This is a genomic window from Pseudomonas libanensis, from assembly GCF_001439685.1.
GTDB lineage: Bacteria > Pseudomonadota > Gammaproteobacteria > Pseudomonadales > Pseudomonadaceae > Aquipseudomonas > Aquipseudomonas libanensis.
The window spans coordinates 534,010-552,533 of sequence record NZ_JYLH01000001.1; the positions used below are offsets into that span (position 1 = coordinate 534,010).

Consider the following 18,524-nt stretch of genomic DNA (forward strand, 5'->3'; position numbering starts at 1 on the left):
TCTCACTCCTTGGGCGGCTCGGCGCCCGGGTTCAAGGTCAGTTGCATAAAGGTCAGGTCCAGCCAGCGGCCGAACTTGATGCCCACTTGCGGCATATGCCCGGTGGTGATGAAGCCCAGGCGCTCATGCAGGTGGATGGATGCCTGGTTGCCGCTTTCGATGGCTGCGACCATTACGTGTTTGCCGCCGCTGCGCGCACGCTCGACCAGCGCTTGCATCAGGCGCGGGCCAAGGCCCTTGCCACGTTGATCGTTGCGCACGTACACCGAGTGTTCGACGCTGTAGCGAAAGCCTTCGAAAGGCCGCCAGTCGCCGAATGAGGCGTAGCCGATGACTTCATCGTGTTCCACCGCCACCAGAATCGGATACTGCTGGGCCTGGCGCGCACTGAACCAGACTTGACGATTGGCCAGGTCCACCGGTTGCTCGTTCCAGATTGCCGTGGTGTTGAGTACCGCGTCGTTGTAGATGGCGCAGATCGCCGGCAGGTCGTATTCGGTCGCATCACGAATCATCGCAGTGCCTCACGCAATGGGCTGGTGGACGGTGACCAGCTTGGTGCCGTCGGGAAAGGTGGCCTCCACCTGGATGTCCGGAATCATCTCTGGGATGCCTTCCATCACCTGCTCGCGGCTGAGCAGCGTGGTGCCGTAGTGCATCAGATCAGCCACGGTGCGGCCATCGCGGGCGCCTTCCATCAGCGCGGCGGAAATATAGGCGATGGTTTCCGGGTAGTTGAGCTTCACACCGCGTGCCAGGCGGCGCTCGGCTACGAGGCCTGCGGTGAAGATCAGCAGTTTGTCTTTTTCCCGTGGGGTCAGGTCCATGGTTCAAAGTCCTTCATAAAATTCATTCTTAAATACAACGAAGATTCCGTGTGAAGCTGATTTATGTGGGAGCTGGCTTGCCTGCGATACAGGCGACTCGGTGTTTCTGATGCACCGAGGTGATGCCATCGCAGGCAAGCCAGCTCCCACAGGGAACAGGTTCCACTTTGTAATCTTCATGTGCTCCAGATTCGTGGTGCGACTGCTTCTCGCCCCAGCACTGCCGGGCGTAGCAATTTCCATAGTTCAATCAGCCAACCCCGCGCCAGCAACGCTTCACCGGCCAGGCAACGAGCCACCAGCAACCCAGGCAGTTGGGTCAGGTCACCGCGCACCGCGTGGGGCAGTGAGCGGCATTGTTCAAGCAATTCTGCATCGACTTCACCCGTCACCAGCAACGTGGCAAACACCGGCTGCCCATCCAGCCCGATAGGCGAATCCAGCAGCCCATCGGCGCCTACAATGCGCTGGCGCTCATGCCAGAGCAACTGGCCGTCGCGGCGAATGTCCAGGTGCGATTGAAAGTGGCCCAGGTCGAACCGTTCGCCACTGGCCGGGCGACCGAGGGCGACCACATCCCAATAGAACAGCCGCGCATCGCCCAACAGCTCGATGCGCGTAGTGAGTTCGGCCTGGGCGGCGCTGAACACGATGGTTTCCTGGGGCAGCCATTCCAGCGTCGCGCCGGCCTCGACGGTCAACTCGACTTGCTGAAACGCCGGGCCGCTGGCGCGATACCATTTGGCGGCGCCGGGGCTGGTCAGTTGCGCCCAGGCCCCAGTGCCGACATGGGCGCTGATGTCCAGGCGATCACCGCCGGCAATTCCGCCGGGCGGGTGCACGATGATGTGCTGGCACACCTCGGGGCCTTCGGCGTACAGGTGCTTTTGCACCCGCAGCGGGCCAAGGTGGCGGCGCAATACCGGGCGCGTGGTGTCGCCGAAACGCGCATAGCCGAGTTCCAGCTCGGCGTGCCAGCTGGGGCTGAACAGGGCAGGGGATATGGGCAGGTTCATGGCCGGGTGCTTATCGTCAGGAGGCTACAGATTAGATGGTTACCAGCCCACGCACACCTTCGCTTTCCATATTTTCACCGCGGCCTTGCTGCACGATTTCACCCCGGGACATCACCAGGTACTGGTCCGCCAGCTCGGCGGCGAAATCGTAGAACTGCTCCACCAGCAGGATCGCCATATCGCCGCGTTCCGCGAGCTTCTTGATCACCGCGCCGATTTCCTTGATCACCGATGGTTGGATGCCTTCGGTGGGCTCATCGAGGATCAGCAGGCGCGGGCGGCTGGCCAGCGCACGACCAATTGCCAATTGCTGTTGCTGGCCGCCGGACAGATCGCCGCCACGGCGATGCTTCATTTGCAGCAACACCGGGAACAGTTCGTAGATGAATGCGGGCACTTCCCTGGCTTCTGAGCCGGGGAAGCGCGACAGGCCCATCAGCAGGTTCTCTTCCACCGTCAGCCGGGCAAAAATCTCCCGTCCCTGGGGCACATAAGCGATGCCAGCATGCACACGCTGGTGCGGCTTGAAGCCGGTGATGGCCTTGCCTTCCCAATTTACCGCGCCTTCCTTGGCCGGCAGCAAACCCATCAGGCACTTGAGCAAGGTGGTCTTGCCCACGCCGTTACGCCCGAGCAGGCAGGTGACTTCGCCGATCTTCACGTCGAAGGACAGCCCGCGCAGGATGTGGCTACCGCCGTAGTACTGGTGCAGCGTGTCGACTTGCAGCATTCTCAAAACCTCCTCAATCCCCCTGCGGGAACCGAATCAACTGTGGGAGCTGGCTTGCCTGCGATAGCGGTGTACCGGATACACCGAGTCGCCTGGATCGCAGGCAAGCCAGCTCCCACATAAAGCAGTTCGTGTCAGCGTTAGCGACCGAGGTAAACCTCGATCACCCGCTCGTTTTCCTGCACCTGTTCCAGCGACCCTTCGGCCAATACGCTGCCCTGGTGCAATACGGTGACGTGATCAGCGATGGAGCCGACAAAACCCATGTCGTGCTCCACCACCATCAACGAATGCTTGCCGGCCAGGCGCTTGAACAGCTCGGCGGTGAATTCGGTTTCGGCGTCGGTCATGCCTGCCACCGGTTCATCCAGCAGCAACAGTTGCGGGTCTTGCATCAGCAGCATGCCGATTTCCAGGAACTGCTTCTGGCCGTGGGACAGCAGGCCGGCCGGGCGATGCACCGAGGCGGTGAGGCGGATGGTGTCGAGCACTTCCTCGATGCGTTCCTTCTGCTCACCGTTCAGGCGCGCACGCAGGCTGGCCCACACCGACTTGTCGGCCTTCTGCGCCAGCTCGAGGTTTTCGAACACGCTGAGGGCTTCGAACACCGTGGGTTTCTGGAACTTGCGGCCGATACCGGCCTGGGCGATCTGCACTTCGCTCATGCTGGTCAGGTCCAGGGTTTCGCCGAACCAGGCCTTGCCGTGGCTGGGCCGGGTCTTGCCGGTGATCACGTCCATCAGCGTGGTCTTGCCCGCGCCGTTGGGGCCGATAATGCAGCGCAGTTCACCGACGCCGATGTAGAGGTTGAGGTCGTTGAGCGCCTTGAAACCGTCGAAGCTGACGCTGATGTCTTCCAGGGTCAGGATGGTGCCATGGCGGGTGTTGAGTCCTTTGCCTGCTGCCTGGCCGATACCGATCGCATCGCGGCCGCTGCCCGCATCGAAAATAGGTTCAAGCATGACGTTCCTCATTTCTTCAGCAGCCCGATAACGCCCTTGGGCAGGTACAGGGTAACGATGATGAACAGCGCGCCGAGGAAGAACAGCCAGTACTCCGGGAAGGCCACGGTGAACCAGCTCTTCATGCCATTGACCACGCCGGCCCCGAGCAATGGCCCGATCAGCGTTCCGCGCCCGCCCAGGGCCACCCACACGGCGGCTTCGATGGAATTGGTCGGCGACATTTCGCTGGGGTTGATGATGCCCACCTGCGGCACATACAGCGCGCCCGCCAAGCCACACAGCACCGCGCTCAACACCCACACAAACAACTTGAAGCCTCGCGGGTCGTAACCACAGAACATCAGGCGGTTCTCGGCATCGCGCAGTGCAGTCAGCACTCGGCCGAACTTGCTCTGCGCCAGGCGCCAGCCGATGTACAGGCTCGCCACCAGCAACAGCACTGTCGCCACGAACAACACCGCCCGCGTAGCGGGTTCGGTGATGCCAAACCCGAGGATGCTGCGGAAATTGGTAAAGCCGTTATTGCCGCCAAACCCGGTCTCGTTGCGAAAGAACAACAGCATCCCGGCAAAGGTCAGGGCCTGGGTCATGATCGAGAAATACACGCCCTTGATCCGCGAGCGGAAGGCGAAGAAACCGAACACCAATGCCAACAGTCCAGGCGCCAAGACCACCAGGCACAAAGCCCAGAGGAAGTGGTCGGTGCCGGCCCAGTACCAAGGCAGCTCGGTCCAGGACAAAAAGGTCATGAACGCCGGCAACCCATCGCCGGAGGCCTGGCGCATCAGGTACATGCCCATGGCATAGCCACCCAGGGCGAAAAACAGGCCGTGACCCAGAGACAGCATGCCGGCGTAGCCCCATACCAGGTCCAGCGCCAGGGCGACGATGGCATAGCAGAGAATCTTGCCCACCAGCGTCAGGGTGTAGGCGGAAACATGAAAGGTACTGTCCGCCGGTAGCAGCGACAGCAGCGGCAACGCCAGCAGCACGGCGAGGATCACCACACCGACCGCAATCGTGACCTTGGGACCGGCCTTTTGCGTGGCCGTAAGCATCAATGGCTGGTTCATCAGTCGATCACCCGTCCTTTCAGTGCGAAGAGTCCTTGCGGGCGTTTCTGGATAAACAGAATGATCAGCGCGAGGATCAGGATCTTGCCGAGCACGGCGCCGATCTGGGGTTCGAGGATTTTGTTGGCGATCCCTAAGCCGAAGGCGGCCATGACACTGCCGGCCAACTGGCCGACGCCGCCGAGCACCACCACCAGGAACGAGTCGATGATGTAGCTCTGGCCCAGGTCCGGGCCGACATTGCCGATCTGGCTCAGCGCCACGCCGCCAAGGCCCGCGATGCCGGAACCCAGGCCAAAGGCGAGCATGTCCACGCGCCCGGTGGGCACGCCGCAGCAGGCGGCCATGTTGCGGTTCTGGGTGACCGCGCGCACGTTCAGGCCCAGGCGCGTCTTGTTCAGCAGCAGCCAGGTGAGCACTACCACGAACAGCGCGAAGGCGATGATGACGATGCGGTTGTACGGCAGCACCAGATTGGGCAGTACCTGGATGCCCCCGGACAACCACGCAGGGTTGGACACTTCGACGTTCTGCGCGCCGAACACCAGGCGCACCAGTTGTATCAGCATCAGGCTGATGCCCCAGGTGGCGAGCAGGGTTTCCAGCGGCCGACCATACAGATGACGAATGACGGTGCGCTCCAGGGCCATGCCGATGGCCGCGGTGACGAAGAACGCCACCGGCAGCGCGATCAACGGGTAGAACTCGATAGCAGCAGGCACATAGCGCTGCATCATCAACTGCACCACATAGGTCGAATAGGCGCCGAGCATCAGCATCTCGCCATGGGCCATATTGATCACGCCGAGCAGACCGAAGGTGATTGCCAAGCCCAGCGCCGCCAGCAACAGGATCGACCCCAGGGACATGCCGCTGAACGCCTGGCCGAGGATCTCGCCCATCATCAGTTTGCGCTTGACCTGGGCCAGGCTGGTTTCGGCCGCGGTGTGCACGGCGGCGTCAACTTCCACGCCTGGCGCCAGCAGCGCTTCCAGGCGGGTACGAGCCAGCGGGTCGCCGGTACTGCCGAGCAAGCGCACGGCAGCCAGGCGCACCACCGGGTCACTGTCCACCAGTTGCAGGTTGGCCAGGGCCAGGCTCAGGGCGCTGTGCACCTGCTCGTCGGTCTCGGCGGCGACCTGCTGGTCGAGGAATTTCAACTGCGCAGGTACGGCGCTTTTTTGCAGGGTGCGCGCGGCTGCCAGGCGTACCTTGGGGTCGGCGGCGAGCAACTGCTGGCTGGCCTGGACGTTATTGATCAAGCCGCGCAGGCGGTTGTTCAGGCGTACGGTCCCGGTCTCGCCGTTGAGCATGAGCTGGCCTTGCTCAAGGGCGTCCACCAACTCGATACGCGCAGGGTCGGGGTTGGCGGCCCAGTCCTGCAGGAGTTTGGCTTGCTGCACCGGATTGGCGTTGAGGAAGTCTTCGGCGTCGCTGGCGTGTGCGGCCAGGGGCAGCCACAGCAGCAGGGCGAGGATGAAACGGTGGAGGGCAGTGGGCATAGCAAAATGTCCTGATCATGCGGGGACAGTGTGGGAGCTGGTTGTGTGTGGGAGCTGGCTTGCCTGCGATGGCATCGCTGCGGTGTGTCAGGCACACCGGGTTGTTTGCATCGCAGGCAAGCCAGCTCCCACAGTGACCGCGTCCCACATTTGAGCTGTGTGGGCTTTAGTTGCTCTTCACGGCATAGTCCGGCTTCTTGTCATTACCCGGGATGTAGGGGCTCCACGGCTGCGCCCGAATCGGCTCTTGGGTCTGCCACACCACCGAGAACTGCCCGTCGGCCTGAATCTCACCGATCATCACCGGCTTGTGCAGGTGGTGGTTGGTCTTGTCCATGGTCAGGGTGAAGCCCGACGGTGCAGCGAAGGTCTGGCCGCCCAGGGCCTCACGCACTTTGTCGACGTCGGTGGACTTGGCTTTCTCCGCCGCCTGCGCCCACATATGGATGCCCACGTAGGTGGCTTCCATCGGGTCGTTGGTCACGGCTTTGTCCGCGCCCGGCAGGTTGTGCTTTTTGGCATAGGCTTTCCAGTCGGCGACAAACTTCTGGTTCACCGGGTTTTCCACCGACTGGAAGTAGTTCCACGCGGCGAGGTTGCCCACCAACGGCTTGGTGTCGATGCCGCGCAGTTCTTCTTCACCCACGGAGAACGCCACCACCGGTACGTCGGTGGCCTTCAGGCCCTGGTTGGCCAACTCCTTGTAGAACGGCACGTTGGAGTCGCCATTGACGGTGGAGACCACCGCCGTCTTGCCACCGGCGGAGAACTTCTTGATGTTGGCGACGATGGTCTGGTAATCGGCGTGGCCGAATGGGGTGTAGACCTCTTCGATATCTTTGTCGGCCACGCCTTTGGCATGCAGGAATGCACGCAGGATCTTGTTGGTGGTGCGCGGGTACACATAGTCGGTGCCGAGCAGGAAGAAACGCTTGGCACCGCCGCCTTCTTCGCTCATCAGGTACTCCACCGCCGGGATCGCCTGCTGGTTCGGCGCCGCGCCGGTATAGAACACGTTGGGTGACATCTCTTCGCCTTCGTACTGAACCGGGTAGAACAGCAGGCCGTTGAGTTCCTCGAACACCGGCAATACCGATTTACGCGACACCGAGGTCCAGCAGCCGAACACCACCGCGACTTTATCCTGGGTCAGCAATTGCCGGCCTTTCTCGGCGAACAGCGGCCAGTTCGACGCCGGGTCGACCACCACCGGTTCGAGCATCTTGCCGTTCACGCCGCCCTTGGCGTTGATCTCGTCAATGGTCATCAGCGCCATGTCTTTGAGCGAGGTTTCGGAGATCGCCATGGTCCCGGACAACGAGTGCAGGATGCCGACCTTGATGGTTTCGGCGGCCTGGACGGTCCAGGTCAAACCCATGGCGGCAATGGATGCCGACAAAGTGAAAGCCTTGATCAAGCTGCGACGCTGCATGGTGCGATCTCCGTAAACCGATAGTTTTTATGGGCAGATACGCAGGGCTTTGCAAAGGCTGTGCCTGCGGTGCCAACAGCAGGTTTGAATGGGGTTGCCGGGGCTGCTGCACGTCCATGCGCACCAGCTTGGCGCCGCAAAAGGCGGCGGGTGCGCGACGCGCCTCAAAAAGGGGCGTGGAAGCAATATGCAGCGCAAGCGGCGCGCGGTGATGTTCCAGGATGAGCCTCCCGCTCAGGCACGTGGCAAGTGCTGCAGGTCGTCGAGAATGCCCCATGCTGTGCTGTACGCGAGGGTTTCCGTTGGCATACCTATTTGGCACCTCCAATCGCCCGTTACTGCCGACTATGAATGCAGCGGTTGCCAATTCCTGGCGCCGCGATATATGCACATAGCGGTGATGAAATGGAGCGATTCAAGCGTGGCTGGTTTGGGGCAGACCCCAAGCCAGCGGTGGAGTTACCCCCGGTTGGGCCGGGATTTGTCAGCATGGACGATGCAGCCCGTTACGCCCATGAGCAGGTGGGTGACAGACGGGATCAGGAGTACGGCGGGGTGATTATGCAACGCCTGGCCGATGAACTTTTTTACCCGACCGAGCCGATCGAGGGCGGTGAGAATTTTTTTGATGTTGGCACGGTTCTGAACGAGGACAGTAATAAGCAGCTACTTCATCCCGACGGCTATCGGTGTGTGGCGGAATATCACTCACACCCGGATTTTTTCACCCAGTACAAGAGCAACAATCCGGAACTCTCCGACCGACAGATCAAAGCACTGAACAGTTTCTATTCCTTTGAAGACCTGATGGGCAACATCCTGAACCCGGAGTTCTTCAGTGCCTTCTACGTATCCGGCGCTGACGGTGCGTTGTTCAAACACGTCCCGACCCGTTCGGATGCAGAGCGGCGCTTCGCTTTGTGGATAAAGAACAAGGAACCGTTCGGCAAACCTGATGGTTATGACGGCGTGGTGGAGAATCTCTTCAAGAAGGTCGCCAGCGTCAGCCGGCTGTCGATCGTTGTTTCCAACGCTCTCTGGGGAGGGTCTACCGGCGAGGTGCCCGCGAACTGGAAACCCTACTCACCCTTTGTGCCCAAACAACGCGAGCTGCCGCCTTGCGGGCCGGTGCAAGCCAATCTCACTGGCGCGATCAAACATGCCCAGACGCGCCTGGCAGCCAAGCCGGGCGCGATCCAGCAAGTGTTTGTGCTCAAACATGACGATAAGCACGAGTACGTGGTGACTGAGCCGTCGGGTTCGTTTGGCGGTCAGTTGTCCGTGCAAGCGGCATTTCCCACGGATGCGGACGGCAAGCATCGCCTGCCCGCGCACTTCCATCTGAACGCCGTTTACCTGGGCAAGGGCGGCTACGCGGCACTGGCGAAGACCAGACAGCCGTGGTTGTACCGCAATTTCTTCTCGCCGCCGGAACTGGCCCGGCACCTTTATTACGGCCGGTTGGTACCTGATTTGCTCAAGCAAGCCGGGTTGTCGATATTTCTGGGGGCCGAAGATGGCGCGCTGTTGCGCTACACCTGCTCCTTCTCAGCGGCCGAAGCCGAGCTTTATCGGGTCGAGCCCGATGGGAAGATTGTAGATAACATGATCGACTCCGCCTTGATCGATGGCAGCCTTAAACCGAGTGATTTTGTGCTGCGCCTGGCAGCGGCGGGCCGCTTGGATGTAGTCAAGGCCAGTCAGTTAGGCAAGGGCAGCAAAGTGTGGGACAAGACCGGCACGGTTGGCGCTGACTGGCGACCCTTTGCGAGCATTACCCTGCCGACGTTGAGCCCGGCCTTTATCACCGCCGACGATGCGGCCCGTTGGGCGCATGAGCGGATCGGCCGGCGTCGCGAAGTTGAATATGGCGGAGTCGTTCTCAAGCGTGGCAATTATTACCATGCCACAACGCCCATACCGGATCTGCGTAACAGTTTCGATCACAAGCGCTTGTTGGCCAGAGACAGTGAGGGACATTTCATCGCCCCCGATGGCTATGCTGCCGAAGCGTTCTATCACTCCCATCCTGCCGACGCTGCACAAATCCAGAGCCATTTCCCGTCCTTTACGGCGGATCAAGTGCTGTTGTTCAACAACTTTTATTCCGGTTTCGATCAACTCTTCAGCATCCAGAACCGGGCGTTTGCCAAGGCCCATTATTTTTCCGGACCTGACGATGTACTGCTCAAATATGTCAGCAGCGGGTCGGCGATTGAAAGCAAACTGGCGCAAATAATCCGTGGCGAGCCGGGGGAGACCAGCCTGGATTTTGAGTTTCCGGTGCGCAGGTTGGCCGAGGCCGGCGAGCTATGGGTGTTGATTGCGCACCCGGTATGGGGCGGCGTGCGCGGGCGCATCACCAAGCAATGGCGGTTACGCACACCCGCCACCAGCGTCGAGCAACAACCCTTTTTCACCCAGGTATTCCAAAGCCCGGACCTTGCCGTATTACGTGGGCTGCTGCCTTACGGCACAGCGGACGATGGCGGCCGGGTAGGGTTTGTGCTCAAGCACACCCGTGAAGATGCATACGTGGCGACGTTGGCACAAGCCAAGCGTGAGCCGCTGTTCTCTCCAGCGCATTTATTTCCCAAGCGCCCAGACGGCAAAGTGCGTTTGCCCTCTCAGTATCGCCTTGAAGCCATTTACTTCAGCAGCTGGTATGAGAAGGGCGCCGTCGCGGCCAAGGAAACCTGGCTGGCCAGCACGTTTTTCACCCCGGCGCAGATTGTGGCCGCGACTCGCCAGGCCCGGGCGACCCTGGAGATCCAAGAGGGCAGCCGAGGATTGTCCCTGTACATGCAGGCCTCGGATGCCGCCCTGCTCAAGTTGCAGGTGCCCCAGGCCACGACGGATACGCCATTGGTCAGGCAGACCGGCACGGGGGAGCTGGACGACAACGGCGCTCAGGCGGCCATGCTTGCCGGTACGCTGAGCCCGCGTGACTATGTGCGCAGGGTGATCGCGGCGACCGATCTGACGGTGGTCCAGGCCGGCGGCCTGTGGCGCAATGTAGGCCTGCTGGAAAACCGCACGGAGCTGCTCAATCCGTTATACAAGGCGGTTGTGAGCCCGCCGTTTGTCTCGGCTCGAGATGCGGCGGTGTATGCCCATGAGCGTATCGGCAATCGCCGGGATCGCTACTATGGCGGTTACGTGCTCAAGGGCGAAGACGGCCGTTTTGTCAGCACCGAGCCTCTGCCGAGCGCGGTCAACCCCTTCGCATTTACGCTGTTTTTCCCCCTCGACAACCACGGGCCGCTGATCCCGCCGGAGCCCTACGTACTGGTCGGGCGTTACGGCTCCCACCCTGAGCTGTCCACGGTTGACCCGGCGCCGATCAAGCAGCGCGGCTGGACCCTGGATGAAGCGTTGATCAATCAGCAAGTGTTTTCACCCGATGAAGTGCACTCGATCATCCCCGCCGGGCGGGTGGCCTATCTCTCGGCAGCGCCCAGTTGTCTTCTGGAGTACACACCGAACAACTCCTCCCATGAGCAGGTGCTCCTGGCCAATATCGGGCCTCTGGCCGGTGACAATGGTCTTCAGCATCGCCTCGACAAGGGGCAGATCAAACCGGCCGATTGGGTCTGGCGGCTGGCCGAGGCGGGCGACTTCAGAATTATCCAGGGAAACCCGCTATGGGGGCCGCGCTCGGTGGTCTACAACGACTGGACGCCCAATTACAGCTACGCACCCAGGCTCGGCCCGCCCGACTACACGATTCATGGGGCCGTGTTCGCGTCTTCCGATCAGGCGGCCCGCAACCTGCACGCCCGGGTGCATGCGCGCAACTTCGCTGAGCAGGCTTGTTTTGCATTCATCCTCAAGCATAGAGACAAAGCGCAGTACATCACCAGCGAGGTGGTCGGTTTCACAACCCTTAGTCAGCTTTACAATCTCAACAGCTTGTATGAGGTAACTGCCGAGCGCGAATATCGATGGCCTGACGGTTTTATTCTGCACGGGCTGTTCTATTCGCAGCAGTGGCTGCCGACTGGGCAGAACGCAGCCAATAATTGGGTGACGCAGTTTTTCGTCACGCCGGGGGTATTGTATTGCGCGCTCTTCGAATCCCAGCGCAGTAACGAGAGCGTATTGACCAATTACTTTTCAACCCTCGATGGCGCGCTGTTGCGGTATGTGCATTTTCCGCTGGACCTGAAATCCGGCGGCCCCATAGACAGGCTCTTGACGTTGGAGCAGGAGCAGTTGAACACCGGTCAGAAGACCCCTAAGGATTACCTCAGAGGTTGGGCGGGTAAAGGTAAGCTTGACGTGATACGCACCAGCCTGTGCTGGGACACGCCAGGCCTTGTCGCCCCTAACTGGACCGGTTATGCGACCTTGATGCCGCGGCGTTTGAGCCCCGCCTTTGCCCATCCTGATGAAGCTGCCCGGCATGTCGCGGCCTTGATAAGTAACGGGTATCGCCGTGTCTATGGCGGTGTGATCCTCAAGCTGACCAATGGCCTGTTCGTCGCGACTGAGCCATTGGCCCTGCCACCGGAAGGCTTCACGTTGCACTGGATCTACCCGGACCAGGCGGTCACGGCGGGGCTTTATCCGGGCGGCAGCACAATCGTTGCACGCTATCGGTCGTTGGTGGACCAGGAAGTGCCGATGTTGCTGTCCACCCTGCAGCGAGCCATCTACAAAACCATGCTACCGAGCGACGTTCTGTCGAATCTGTTGCACCGTGAAGCCCATGTCAAAGCGGAATACGTGTTTGGCTCAAACGGCTCGATCCTCAGTTACGCCCTCACCGGCTCTGCCGAAGAATTGCTGCTCAAGACGCGCCTGGCGCCGCTGAACGCGATCAAGGGTGATTACCACGATAATGGTGTCGAACGGCAAATGCGCAGCGGTCTGCTCTCGCCCCAGGACTTTGTGAGCCAAGTGGCGAAAGCCGGTACCTTGCGGGTCGTGGAGGGCGATCGGTTGTGGGGGCTTTCCAGGCAGATAACCGTGGAATTTTCGCCCCATGTACCTGCGCCGGACCCCCATTTCATTCGCGAAGTATTCGCCGATTCGCCCTGTAGCCCGATCTTCAGCCTGGCGCTGGATGCCGTGCGGTACGTCCAGCGCGTGTCGACGGCAGCTGGCGAGGTGACCTTCGGTTATGTGCTCAAATCGCTGAAAAAGCCGCTGTATATGGCGACGCTGCCCTTGATCAGGAAAAATTTCTCCGATCTTCGGCAGATTTTCATCGATGGTGCGCTGCCCCAGGGCTATGTGCTCGAAGGCCTTTATCTGTACGCCGGCAATGCACCCATCGCTGCGGCCAGTGACGAAATGGCGGACAGTTTTTTCCCGCCGCCCTGCATTGCTGACGCACTGAGCTTCATTACCAGCCCCCGCAATGGCGGCGTCCTGTCTTTGTATCTGTTATGTGGTGACGGGGCATTGCTGGCGTATGCCTTTCCAAGGACGTCGCCGTTGTTCGATTGGACCAGCAACGCGCACCTGCATCGTGCGCAATTGCTCGAAGGCACGCTCAAGGTGCGCGACTACGTGCGTCGCCTGGCGGCGGCGGGTGGGCTTTATATCCGGCGCACCAGCCAGGTATGGGGCCGCAGCGAACGGGTTACGGCGCAATGGGTGCCAGGCAGGCAACCCCATGGGTTTGCCGATAACCCTCACTTCCATTCATTCTGCGGGCCGCTGTTTCTGTACCCCGATGATGCAGCCCGTTATGCCCAGCGCCTGGTGGCACCGTTCGACAGCAAAGAGTATCTGGGCGCGATACTGGTGCCTGAGCATACCTTGGGGTATGTCGCCATCGATCCGGTGGAGGACCGAGGCACGGGCACTGAAAGCTCGCTGGAGTTGTTGTTCTGGATGGATCATGCCGGGTTCGACGTGCGCCCTGATAGCGCCCTGAGTCGCTACAAAATTGCGGCGCTCCTGGCGTTTTACAAAGCCATACCCTCAACAACCAGCCATGAGCCGACTGACAAGAAAATGTTGGCCAACTTTGCCTCCAAGGACGACCTGCGCGCCTATCTTGCTGTGATCAAGAGCAATGCTCCCGATGCCAAGAGTTGCTACCTGGCCTGCCGGGGCGGTGCCTTGCTCAAGTACGTGCCGGCCTTTACACCGGCGGAAACCCGGTTGCTCGCTCCGGGGGCTGCGCCGGACCCCAGCGTATTGGTCAGTCAATTGCGGGCGCAGGGCAGCTTGTCCGTCGTGGTTGCCGACGCCTTCTGGACGCGTGAGGGCTTGCTGGGTCAAGAGTGGGGTGTCAGCGATTTGCAGAGCGTGTCACAAGTGGAGCCGTTCTGGTATGCCCGGGACGAACTCTGACCAGGGCGCTTGGGCAGCAAGCCGATAACGAGCAGCCCATCGCGCTTACCGGCGAGGTGGGCTCGCCGCAGGGCACGGCGAGCAACAGTAACGCAGAACCTGTTATCGGTTAACGCGGGTCGGCTGCGAGAAAGTGCGACAACACCAGGCGATCCAGCACCCACACCAGAATCAACGAAGCACCGACCAGCGGGAAAATGAGCGCCAGCCCGAGCATGATCACCATTGCGGTTTTCCACTTTGGCAGATCATGCTTTAACGGTGGCACCCCCAGCCCACCCTGGGGCCGACGCTTCCACCAGATCACCACGCCACTCACCGCGCTGAGCAGGATCATCAGGCAGATCAGCAGCACGATCAGTTGGTTGACCCAGCCGAACATCTTGCCTTCGTGCAGCATCACGCCGGTCTCGGTGGCGCGTGCGACCAGGTTGTAATGTTCCCAACGCACGTCGGCAAGGACTTTGCCGGTGTACTGATCCACATGCAGGGTGGCATCAAAGCGTGGGTCGTTGGCGAACACGGCGACGGTGAACACACCGGTGGCGGTGGTGGGGAAGGTAATGCTGTAGCCGGGCTCGACCTTGCTCGCGTTGGCCAGGTCGACCACGTGTTGCAGGCTCACGGTGGGCGCTGCGGGGCCGGCATGCATGGCACCGTGGTTCATGTGTTCGGCGTGGTCGCCGGACATTGGCATCGGTGTGTTTTCCATGGCCCAGGGCACAGTCTGCTGGCTGGCGGTATTGAGGATGCGCGCCTGCTGGTCGGACTGCGGCACGTTGTTCCACATCGCTGCCGGGAAGCTGTTCCACAGGTCGGCGTATTGCTTGCCCCAGAAACCGGTCCAGGTCATGCCGCTGAGCAGCATCACCAGCAAGAACGCTGCGCCCCAGAAACCGACGACGGCGTGCAGGTCACGCCAGAACAGTCGGCCCCGACTTTGCAAACGAGGCCACAGCACACCGGCCGATGACTTGCCGCGTGGCCACCACAGGTACAGGCCGGACACCACCAGCATCACGGCCCAACCGGCGGCGAGTTCTATCAGGCGATCCCCCGTGGTGCCGATCATCAGTTCACCGTGCAGCGCACGGGCGATGGCCTGCAGGTTGTACTTAGCGTCCTGTTCGCCGAGTAGGGTGCCGCGATACGGGTCGACGAACACCGTCACTTCGCGGCCATCGTTGTGCAGCACGAATTGCGCGCTGCTGGTGGCATCGGCAGGTGGCAGGTATTTGCTGATGGCGGCCTGGGGGTAGGCGGCCTGGGCGCGCTGCAGTTGCTCATCAGCGGTCAGTGCGTGTTCCGCGGCGGGCACCTTGAGCAGGTTGCCGTACATCAGCGGGTCGAGCTGGGGTTTGAACAGGTAGATGATGCCGGTGAGGGCCAGCAGCACCATGAAGGGGGCGACGAAGAGCCCGGCGTAAAAGTGCCAGCGCCAGGCCAGGTTGTAGAAGGAAATCTTTTGCGTGGTCATCGGGTGCTCCGCATAAGGCTTTTGATTTTTCTTGGTCTGTTACACCGTCATCGCAGGCAAGCCAGCTCCCACATGGGAATGTATTGCACCTGTGGGAGCTGGCTTGCCTGCGATGCTTTTAGAAGCTCACGTCCACCTTGGTCCAAAGCGTACGCCCCGGTTCCTTGATGGCTTGCGGGTCATTGGCCGGGTAGCCGAACCCGGCATTACCGGCCAGGTTCAGATGCTCGGCGTAGGCTTTGCCGAACAGGTTGTCGACCCCGGTGCTGACCTTGAAGTTCTTGTTGATGCGGTACGCCGCGTTCAGCGAGAACACGCCAAAGCCGCCACTTTTGTCGTAGTCCTTGCCGACCACGTTGCCCTTGTTCGGGTCGATGCGGTTTTGCGCCGCGACCACGCGCCACAAGGCCCCAGCGCTCCAATCGTCTTCGCTGTAGGTCAGGCCCAGGCGTGCATCCAGCGGTGGCATTTGTGGCAGGGCCTTGCCGTCGCTGCTGTTCTTGCCCCAGGCGTAGGCGAGGCTGGCGTCGCCTTTCCAGTTGCGGGTCAGCTTGTACGCCGCGCCCAGTTCACCGCCCATGATGCGTGCGTCCACATTGCGCGCCTGGGAGGTGGTGCCCATCCTGCCGGGCCGGTAATCGAACAGAATGAAGTCGCGCACCTGGCCGACATAACCCGAGGCCCAGGCTTCGAGATCGGCGGTTTTGTACTGCGCACCGAAATCCAGCTGGGTGGTCTTCTCGGGCTTCACACCGTCGAACGCATTGACCGAGCCGCCCGCACCGGTGTTGGGGGAGAACAGCTCCCAGTAATCCGGGAAGCGTTCAGCGTGACCCAGGCCCGCATAGACGGTAGTGGGCGTATCCGCCAGATCATGCTCGTAGCGCACAAAGCCCGATGGCAAGGTGTCTGCACGGGTGTCGTCGGCGGTGGGGTTGGGGCGGCTCATCATTCCCGAGCCGGTGCGTTGACGAAAATCCTTGGCCGAAGCGCGATCCAGACGTGCGCCGGTGATCAGGCGATCATTGTCGGCGGCGTACCAGGTCAGCTCGCCAAATACGCCGTAATTGTGGAAGTTGGCGTCCTTGTTGCGCGGCAGGTCCTTGTAGGTGTCGATGCCCATGCTGCTGCGCGCACGGTGTTCATTGGTCTGTGCATCCAGGCCGCTGATCAATTGCACATCGGCCCAGCGCCAGGTCGCCTTGATGCGTGCGCCGAGGGTGCGGCGGTCGACGTTGGACGCCATGGGCCCCGCCATCATGCCGGTGCCCGAAGGGACGCGCAGGCTGTAGTTGTCCATCACATGGTCGGCATAGTTGTAGTAGACCTGGGCCTCGACCTTATCCAGCACCTCGCCGATATTGGATTTCTCGAAACGCAGCCCAAGGCTTTCGCGCAGGAACTGCGATCCATCCATGCCGCGCCCGGCGTAGCGTGCTTCACCGTCACCACGCCCGGCGGTGAGTTCCAGCAAGGTGTCAGCGTCGGGGGTAAAACCCACCGCCACATCGCCATTCCACTTGTCATAGCGCGAGGCGACGGTGTCGTTGTTGCCGTCCTTGTAATCGTCGGCATGGGCCTGGTTGCCGATTACGCGCACATAGCCCAACGGCCCACCGGCAGCGGCATCGATGACCTTGTCGAAACGCCCGTTGGAGCCCGCCAGCACACTGGCGTTGACCCGCGTGCCCAACTCGCCGAACTGCTCGGGCTCACGGTCGAACAGGATCGTACCGGCCGACGCACCCGGGCCCCAGAGCACGGTTTGCGGGCCTTTGATCACGGTCAGCTTGTCGTAGGTTTCCGGCGAAATGTACGAGGTGGGCGCATCCATCCGCCCCGGGCAGGCGCCGAGCATCATGCCGCCGTTGGTGAGGATATTCAGGCGCGAGCCGAACATGCCGCGCAGCACCGGGTCGCCGTTGGTGCCGCCGTTGCGTACCAGGGCGAAGCCGGGGATGGTCTTGAGGTAGTCGCCACCGTCGCTGGCGGGCACCGGTTGGCGTGGGTCTTTGGGGTTGGTGACAACAGTGAGTGGCGAGCTGGGGGCGATCGCAGTGATTACCGTGGGGCTCAGCTCGTGTTCGTGCGCATGGGCGTAGGGGGTAAGCAATGCGCCGCACAGAACGGCGAAAACAGGGGTAGCGCCCAAACGGGTGTCAGCAGAAAACCTGGACATGACAAATTCCATCAATCAATCGTAAACAACACGGCCAGCAGCCTGCGGCTGTCTGTCTAGAGTCGGCCGGGGTGAAGTAACGCTGTGAAGTGTTTACGCAGTGATGGGCGGCGCGCGGCAGCGGGCGCCGGGGAACACGCTCTGCCGGGCATGTCCCAGGCGGGTGGCGGGGGTGAGGGGATTGGCCGGCGGCGGGGTGCCGAGGCTGACGTAGGACGCGCTGCCGGGCAGGGCCGGGCAACTGAAGAGCAGGCTGCAATAGCCGCACTTCTCCCAGAGCACATGATGCTCGTCGGGGACTTTGCTGTGTTGCGCTTGCTCACCGTGGCAACTGGGCATGTCCATAGACATACCGGCGTGATGATCCATCGGCATCGCTTGGGAAATCAGCGGACCGATAAAGATCATCAGCATGGCGAACAGGCTGATCCAACTGCCGCGCATCAGGCGGCGGTGCGGAGACAACCTGGCGCGGGGGGCGCCCATCGGGTTGGTCTAGTGAGTGTGCTTATGCTCGTGCGTGGCCAACGGCGGGACCTTCTGCACCGACACGTTCACCTCGATCTTGCCGGCTTTCTCGAAGGTCAGGGTCAGTGGGAATTGCTTGCCATCGGCCAACAGGCTGCGGTCTTTAAGGCCCAGCAGCATGACGTGATAAGCCATTGGCGCGAAGGTCAGCTCACCCTCGGCCGGTACGGCCACGCTGGGCACTTGCTGCATCTTCATCAGGTCGCCTTGCATCACATGCTCATGCAGCTCGGCCTTGTCTGCCACCGGGGTGTCGACACTCAGCAGGCGATCCGCAGTTTTGCCGGTGTTATGAATCACGAAGTACGCCGCGACAGTCGGCGCATTGGGTGGCAATTCCTGGGACCAGGGTTCGCTCACCATCAGGTCGCCGACCTTGTAGTCTTCGGCATTGGCAGCACTGAACACCGGCAGCAGCAACGCCGCCAGAAGCAGGGAAGATTTAAGCATGGCAGTTCTCCAGAACGGTTCTAAACGCAGTTCACT

The 18,524-nt window shown here is 61.3% G+C and carries 13 protein-coding genes; 1 reads left to right on the top strand and 12 read right to left on the bottom strand.

What is annotated here, in order from left to right:
- Positions 1–2 precede the first annotated feature (2 nt).
- The 8 genes from TU73_RS02295 to urtA form a co-directional block, all read right to left on the bottom strand.
- Positions 3–515: a GNAT family N-acetyltransferase gene (locus tag TU73_RS02295; protein WP_057010775.1), complete on the bottom strand. Its 513-nt coding sequence runs from the start codon at positions 513–515 to the stop codon at positions 3–5.
- Positions 516–524: 9 nt separating this feature from the next.
- Entirely contained in the window at positions 525–827 is a 303-nt protein-coding gene (gene ureA, locus TU73_RS02300) for an urease subunit gamma (protein WP_003171437.1), read from the bottom strand.
- Between the two features lie 176 nt (positions 828–1,003).
- Positions 1,004–1,843, bottom strand: coding sequence for an urease accessory protein UreD (locus TU73_RS02305; protein WP_057010776.1), 840 nt, complete (start codon positions 1,841–1,843; stop codon positions 1,004–1,006).
- Between the two features lie 31 nt (positions 1,844–1,874).
- Positions 1,875–2,573 carry an urea ABC transporter ATP-binding subunit UrtE gene (urtE, locus tag TU73_RS02310; protein ID WP_057010777.1) on the bottom strand — a complete coding sequence of 233 codons (699 nt, stop codon included), beginning with the start codon at positions 2,571–2,573 and terminating at the stop codon, positions 1,875–1,877.
- 140 nt (positions 2,574–2,713) lie between these two features.
- Entirely contained in the window at positions 2,714–3,547 is an 834-nt protein-coding gene (gene urtD, locus TU73_RS02315) for an urea ABC transporter ATP-binding protein UrtD (protein ID WP_162276326.1), read from the bottom strand.
- Positions 3,544–4,611, bottom strand: a complete 1,068-nt coding sequence (gene urtC / locus TU73_RS02320) for an urea ABC transporter permease subunit UrtC (protein WP_057010779.1) — start codon at positions 4,609–4,611, stop codon at positions 3,544–3,546. The genes urtD and urtC overlap by 4 nt, the downstream gene beginning before the upstream one ends.
- A complete protein-coding gene (gene urtB / locus TU73_RS02325) occupies positions 4,611–6,113 on the bottom strand; it encodes an urea ABC transporter permease subunit UrtB (RefSeq protein WP_057010780.1) in 1,503 nt (500 codons plus the stop codon). Before urtB ends, urtC begins: the two co-directional genes overlap by 1 nt.
- Positions 6,114–6,279: 166 nt before the next feature.
- Positions 6,280–7,545, bottom strand: coding sequence for an urea ABC transporter substrate-binding protein (urtA, locus tag TU73_RS02330; protein WP_057010781.1), 1,266 nt, complete (start codon positions 7,543–7,545; stop codon positions 6,280–6,282).
- A gap of 489 nt (positions 7,546–8,034) precedes the next feature.
- Here urtA and TU73_RS02340 point away from each other — a divergent pair, with 489 nt between their 5' ends.
- Entirely contained in the window at positions 8,035–13,854 is a 5,820-nt protein-coding gene (locus TU73_RS02340; protein WP_231984749.1) for a DUF4329 domain-containing protein, read from the top strand.
- A gap of 109 nt (positions 13,855–13,963) precedes the next feature.
- Here the strand turns inward: TU73_RS02340 and TU73_RS02345 are convergent, their stop codons facing one another.
- The 4 genes from TU73_RS02345 to TU73_RS02360 form a co-directional block, all read right to left on the bottom strand.
- On the bottom strand, positions 13,964–15,331 hold the full coding sequence (locus TU73_RS02345; RefSeq protein ID WP_057010783.1) for a PepSY-associated TM helix domain-containing protein: 1,368 nt from the start codon (positions 15,329–15,331) through the stop codon (positions 13,964–13,966).
- Between the two features lie 118 nt (positions 15,332–15,449).
- The gene (locus TU73_RS02350; protein WP_057010784.1) at positions 15,450–17,510 is read right to left on the bottom strand and encodes a TonB-dependent copper receptor; all 2,061 of its coding nucleotides are present in this window, start codon (positions 17,508–17,510) and stop codon (positions 15,450–15,452) included.
- Positions 17,511–17,603: 93 nt separating this feature from the next.
- Positions 17,604–17,996, bottom strand: a complete 393-nt coding sequence (locus TU73_RS02355; protein WP_057010785.1) for a DUF2946 domain-containing protein — start codon at positions 17,994–17,996, stop codon at positions 17,604–17,606.
- A gap of 9 nt (positions 17,997–18,005) precedes the next feature.
- Positions 18,006–18,488: a copper chaperone PCu(A)C gene (locus TU73_RS02360; RefSeq protein ID WP_057010786.1), complete on the bottom strand. Its 483-nt coding sequence runs from the start codon at positions 18,486–18,488 to the stop codon at positions 18,006–18,008.
- Positions 18,489–18,524: the final 36 nt, after the last annotated feature.

What these genes read in the sequence shown, in the direction of transcription:
- TU73_RS02360 (WP_057010786.1), bottom strand. Translation starts at nt 18,488, where the DNA reads ATGCTTAAATCTTCCCTGCTTCTGGCGGCGTTGCTGCTGCCGGTGTTC.
- TU73_RS02355 (WP_057010785.1), bottom strand. Translation starts at nt 17,996, where the DNA reads ATGGGCGCCCCCCGCGCCAGGTTGTCTCCGCACCGCCGCCTGATGCGC.
- TU73_RS02340 (WP_231984749.1), top strand. Translation starts at nt 8,035, where the DNA reads ATGGACGATGCAGCCCGTTACGCCCATGAGCAGGTGGGTGACAGACGG.
- urtB (WP_057010780.1), bottom strand. Translation starts at nt 6,113, where the DNA reads ATGCCCACTGCCCTCCACCGTTTCATCCTCGCCCTGCTGCTGTGGCTG.
- ureA (WP_003171437.1), bottom strand. Translation starts at nt 827, where the DNA reads ATGGACCTGACCCCACGGGAAAAAGACAAACTGCTGATCTTCACCGCA.
- TU73_RS02305 (WP_057010776.1), bottom strand. Translation starts at nt 1,843, where the DNA reads ATGAACCTGCCCATATCCCCTGCCCTGTTCAGCCCCAGCTGGCACGCC.
- urtE (WP_057010777.1), bottom strand. Translation starts at nt 2,573, where the DNA reads ATGCTGCAAGTCGACACGCTGCACCAGTACTACGGCGGTAGCCACATC.
- TU73_RS02345 (WP_057010783.1), bottom strand. Translation starts at nt 15,331, where the DNA reads ATGACCACGCAAAAGATTTCCTTCTACAACCTGGCCTGGCGCTGGCAC.
- urtD (WP_162276326.1), bottom strand. Translation starts at nt 3,547, where the DNA reads ATGAGGAACGTCATGCTTGAACCTATTTTCGATGCGGGCAGCGGCCGC.
- TU73_RS02295 (WP_057010775.1), bottom strand. Translation starts at nt 515, where the DNA reads ATGATTCGTGATGCGACCGAATACGACCTGCCGGCGATCTGCGCCATC.
- urtC (WP_057010779.1), bottom strand. Translation starts at nt 4,611, where the DNA reads ATGAACCAGCCATTGATGCTTACGGCCACGCAAAAGGCCGGTCCCAAG.
- urtA (WP_057010781.1), bottom strand. Translation starts at nt 7,545, where the DNA reads ATGCAGCGTCGCAGCTTGATCAAGGCTTTCACTTTGTCGGCATCCATT.
- TU73_RS02350 (WP_057010784.1), bottom strand. Translation starts at nt 17,510, where the DNA reads ATGTCCAGGTTTTCTGCTGACACCCGTTTGGGCGCTACCCCTGTTTTC.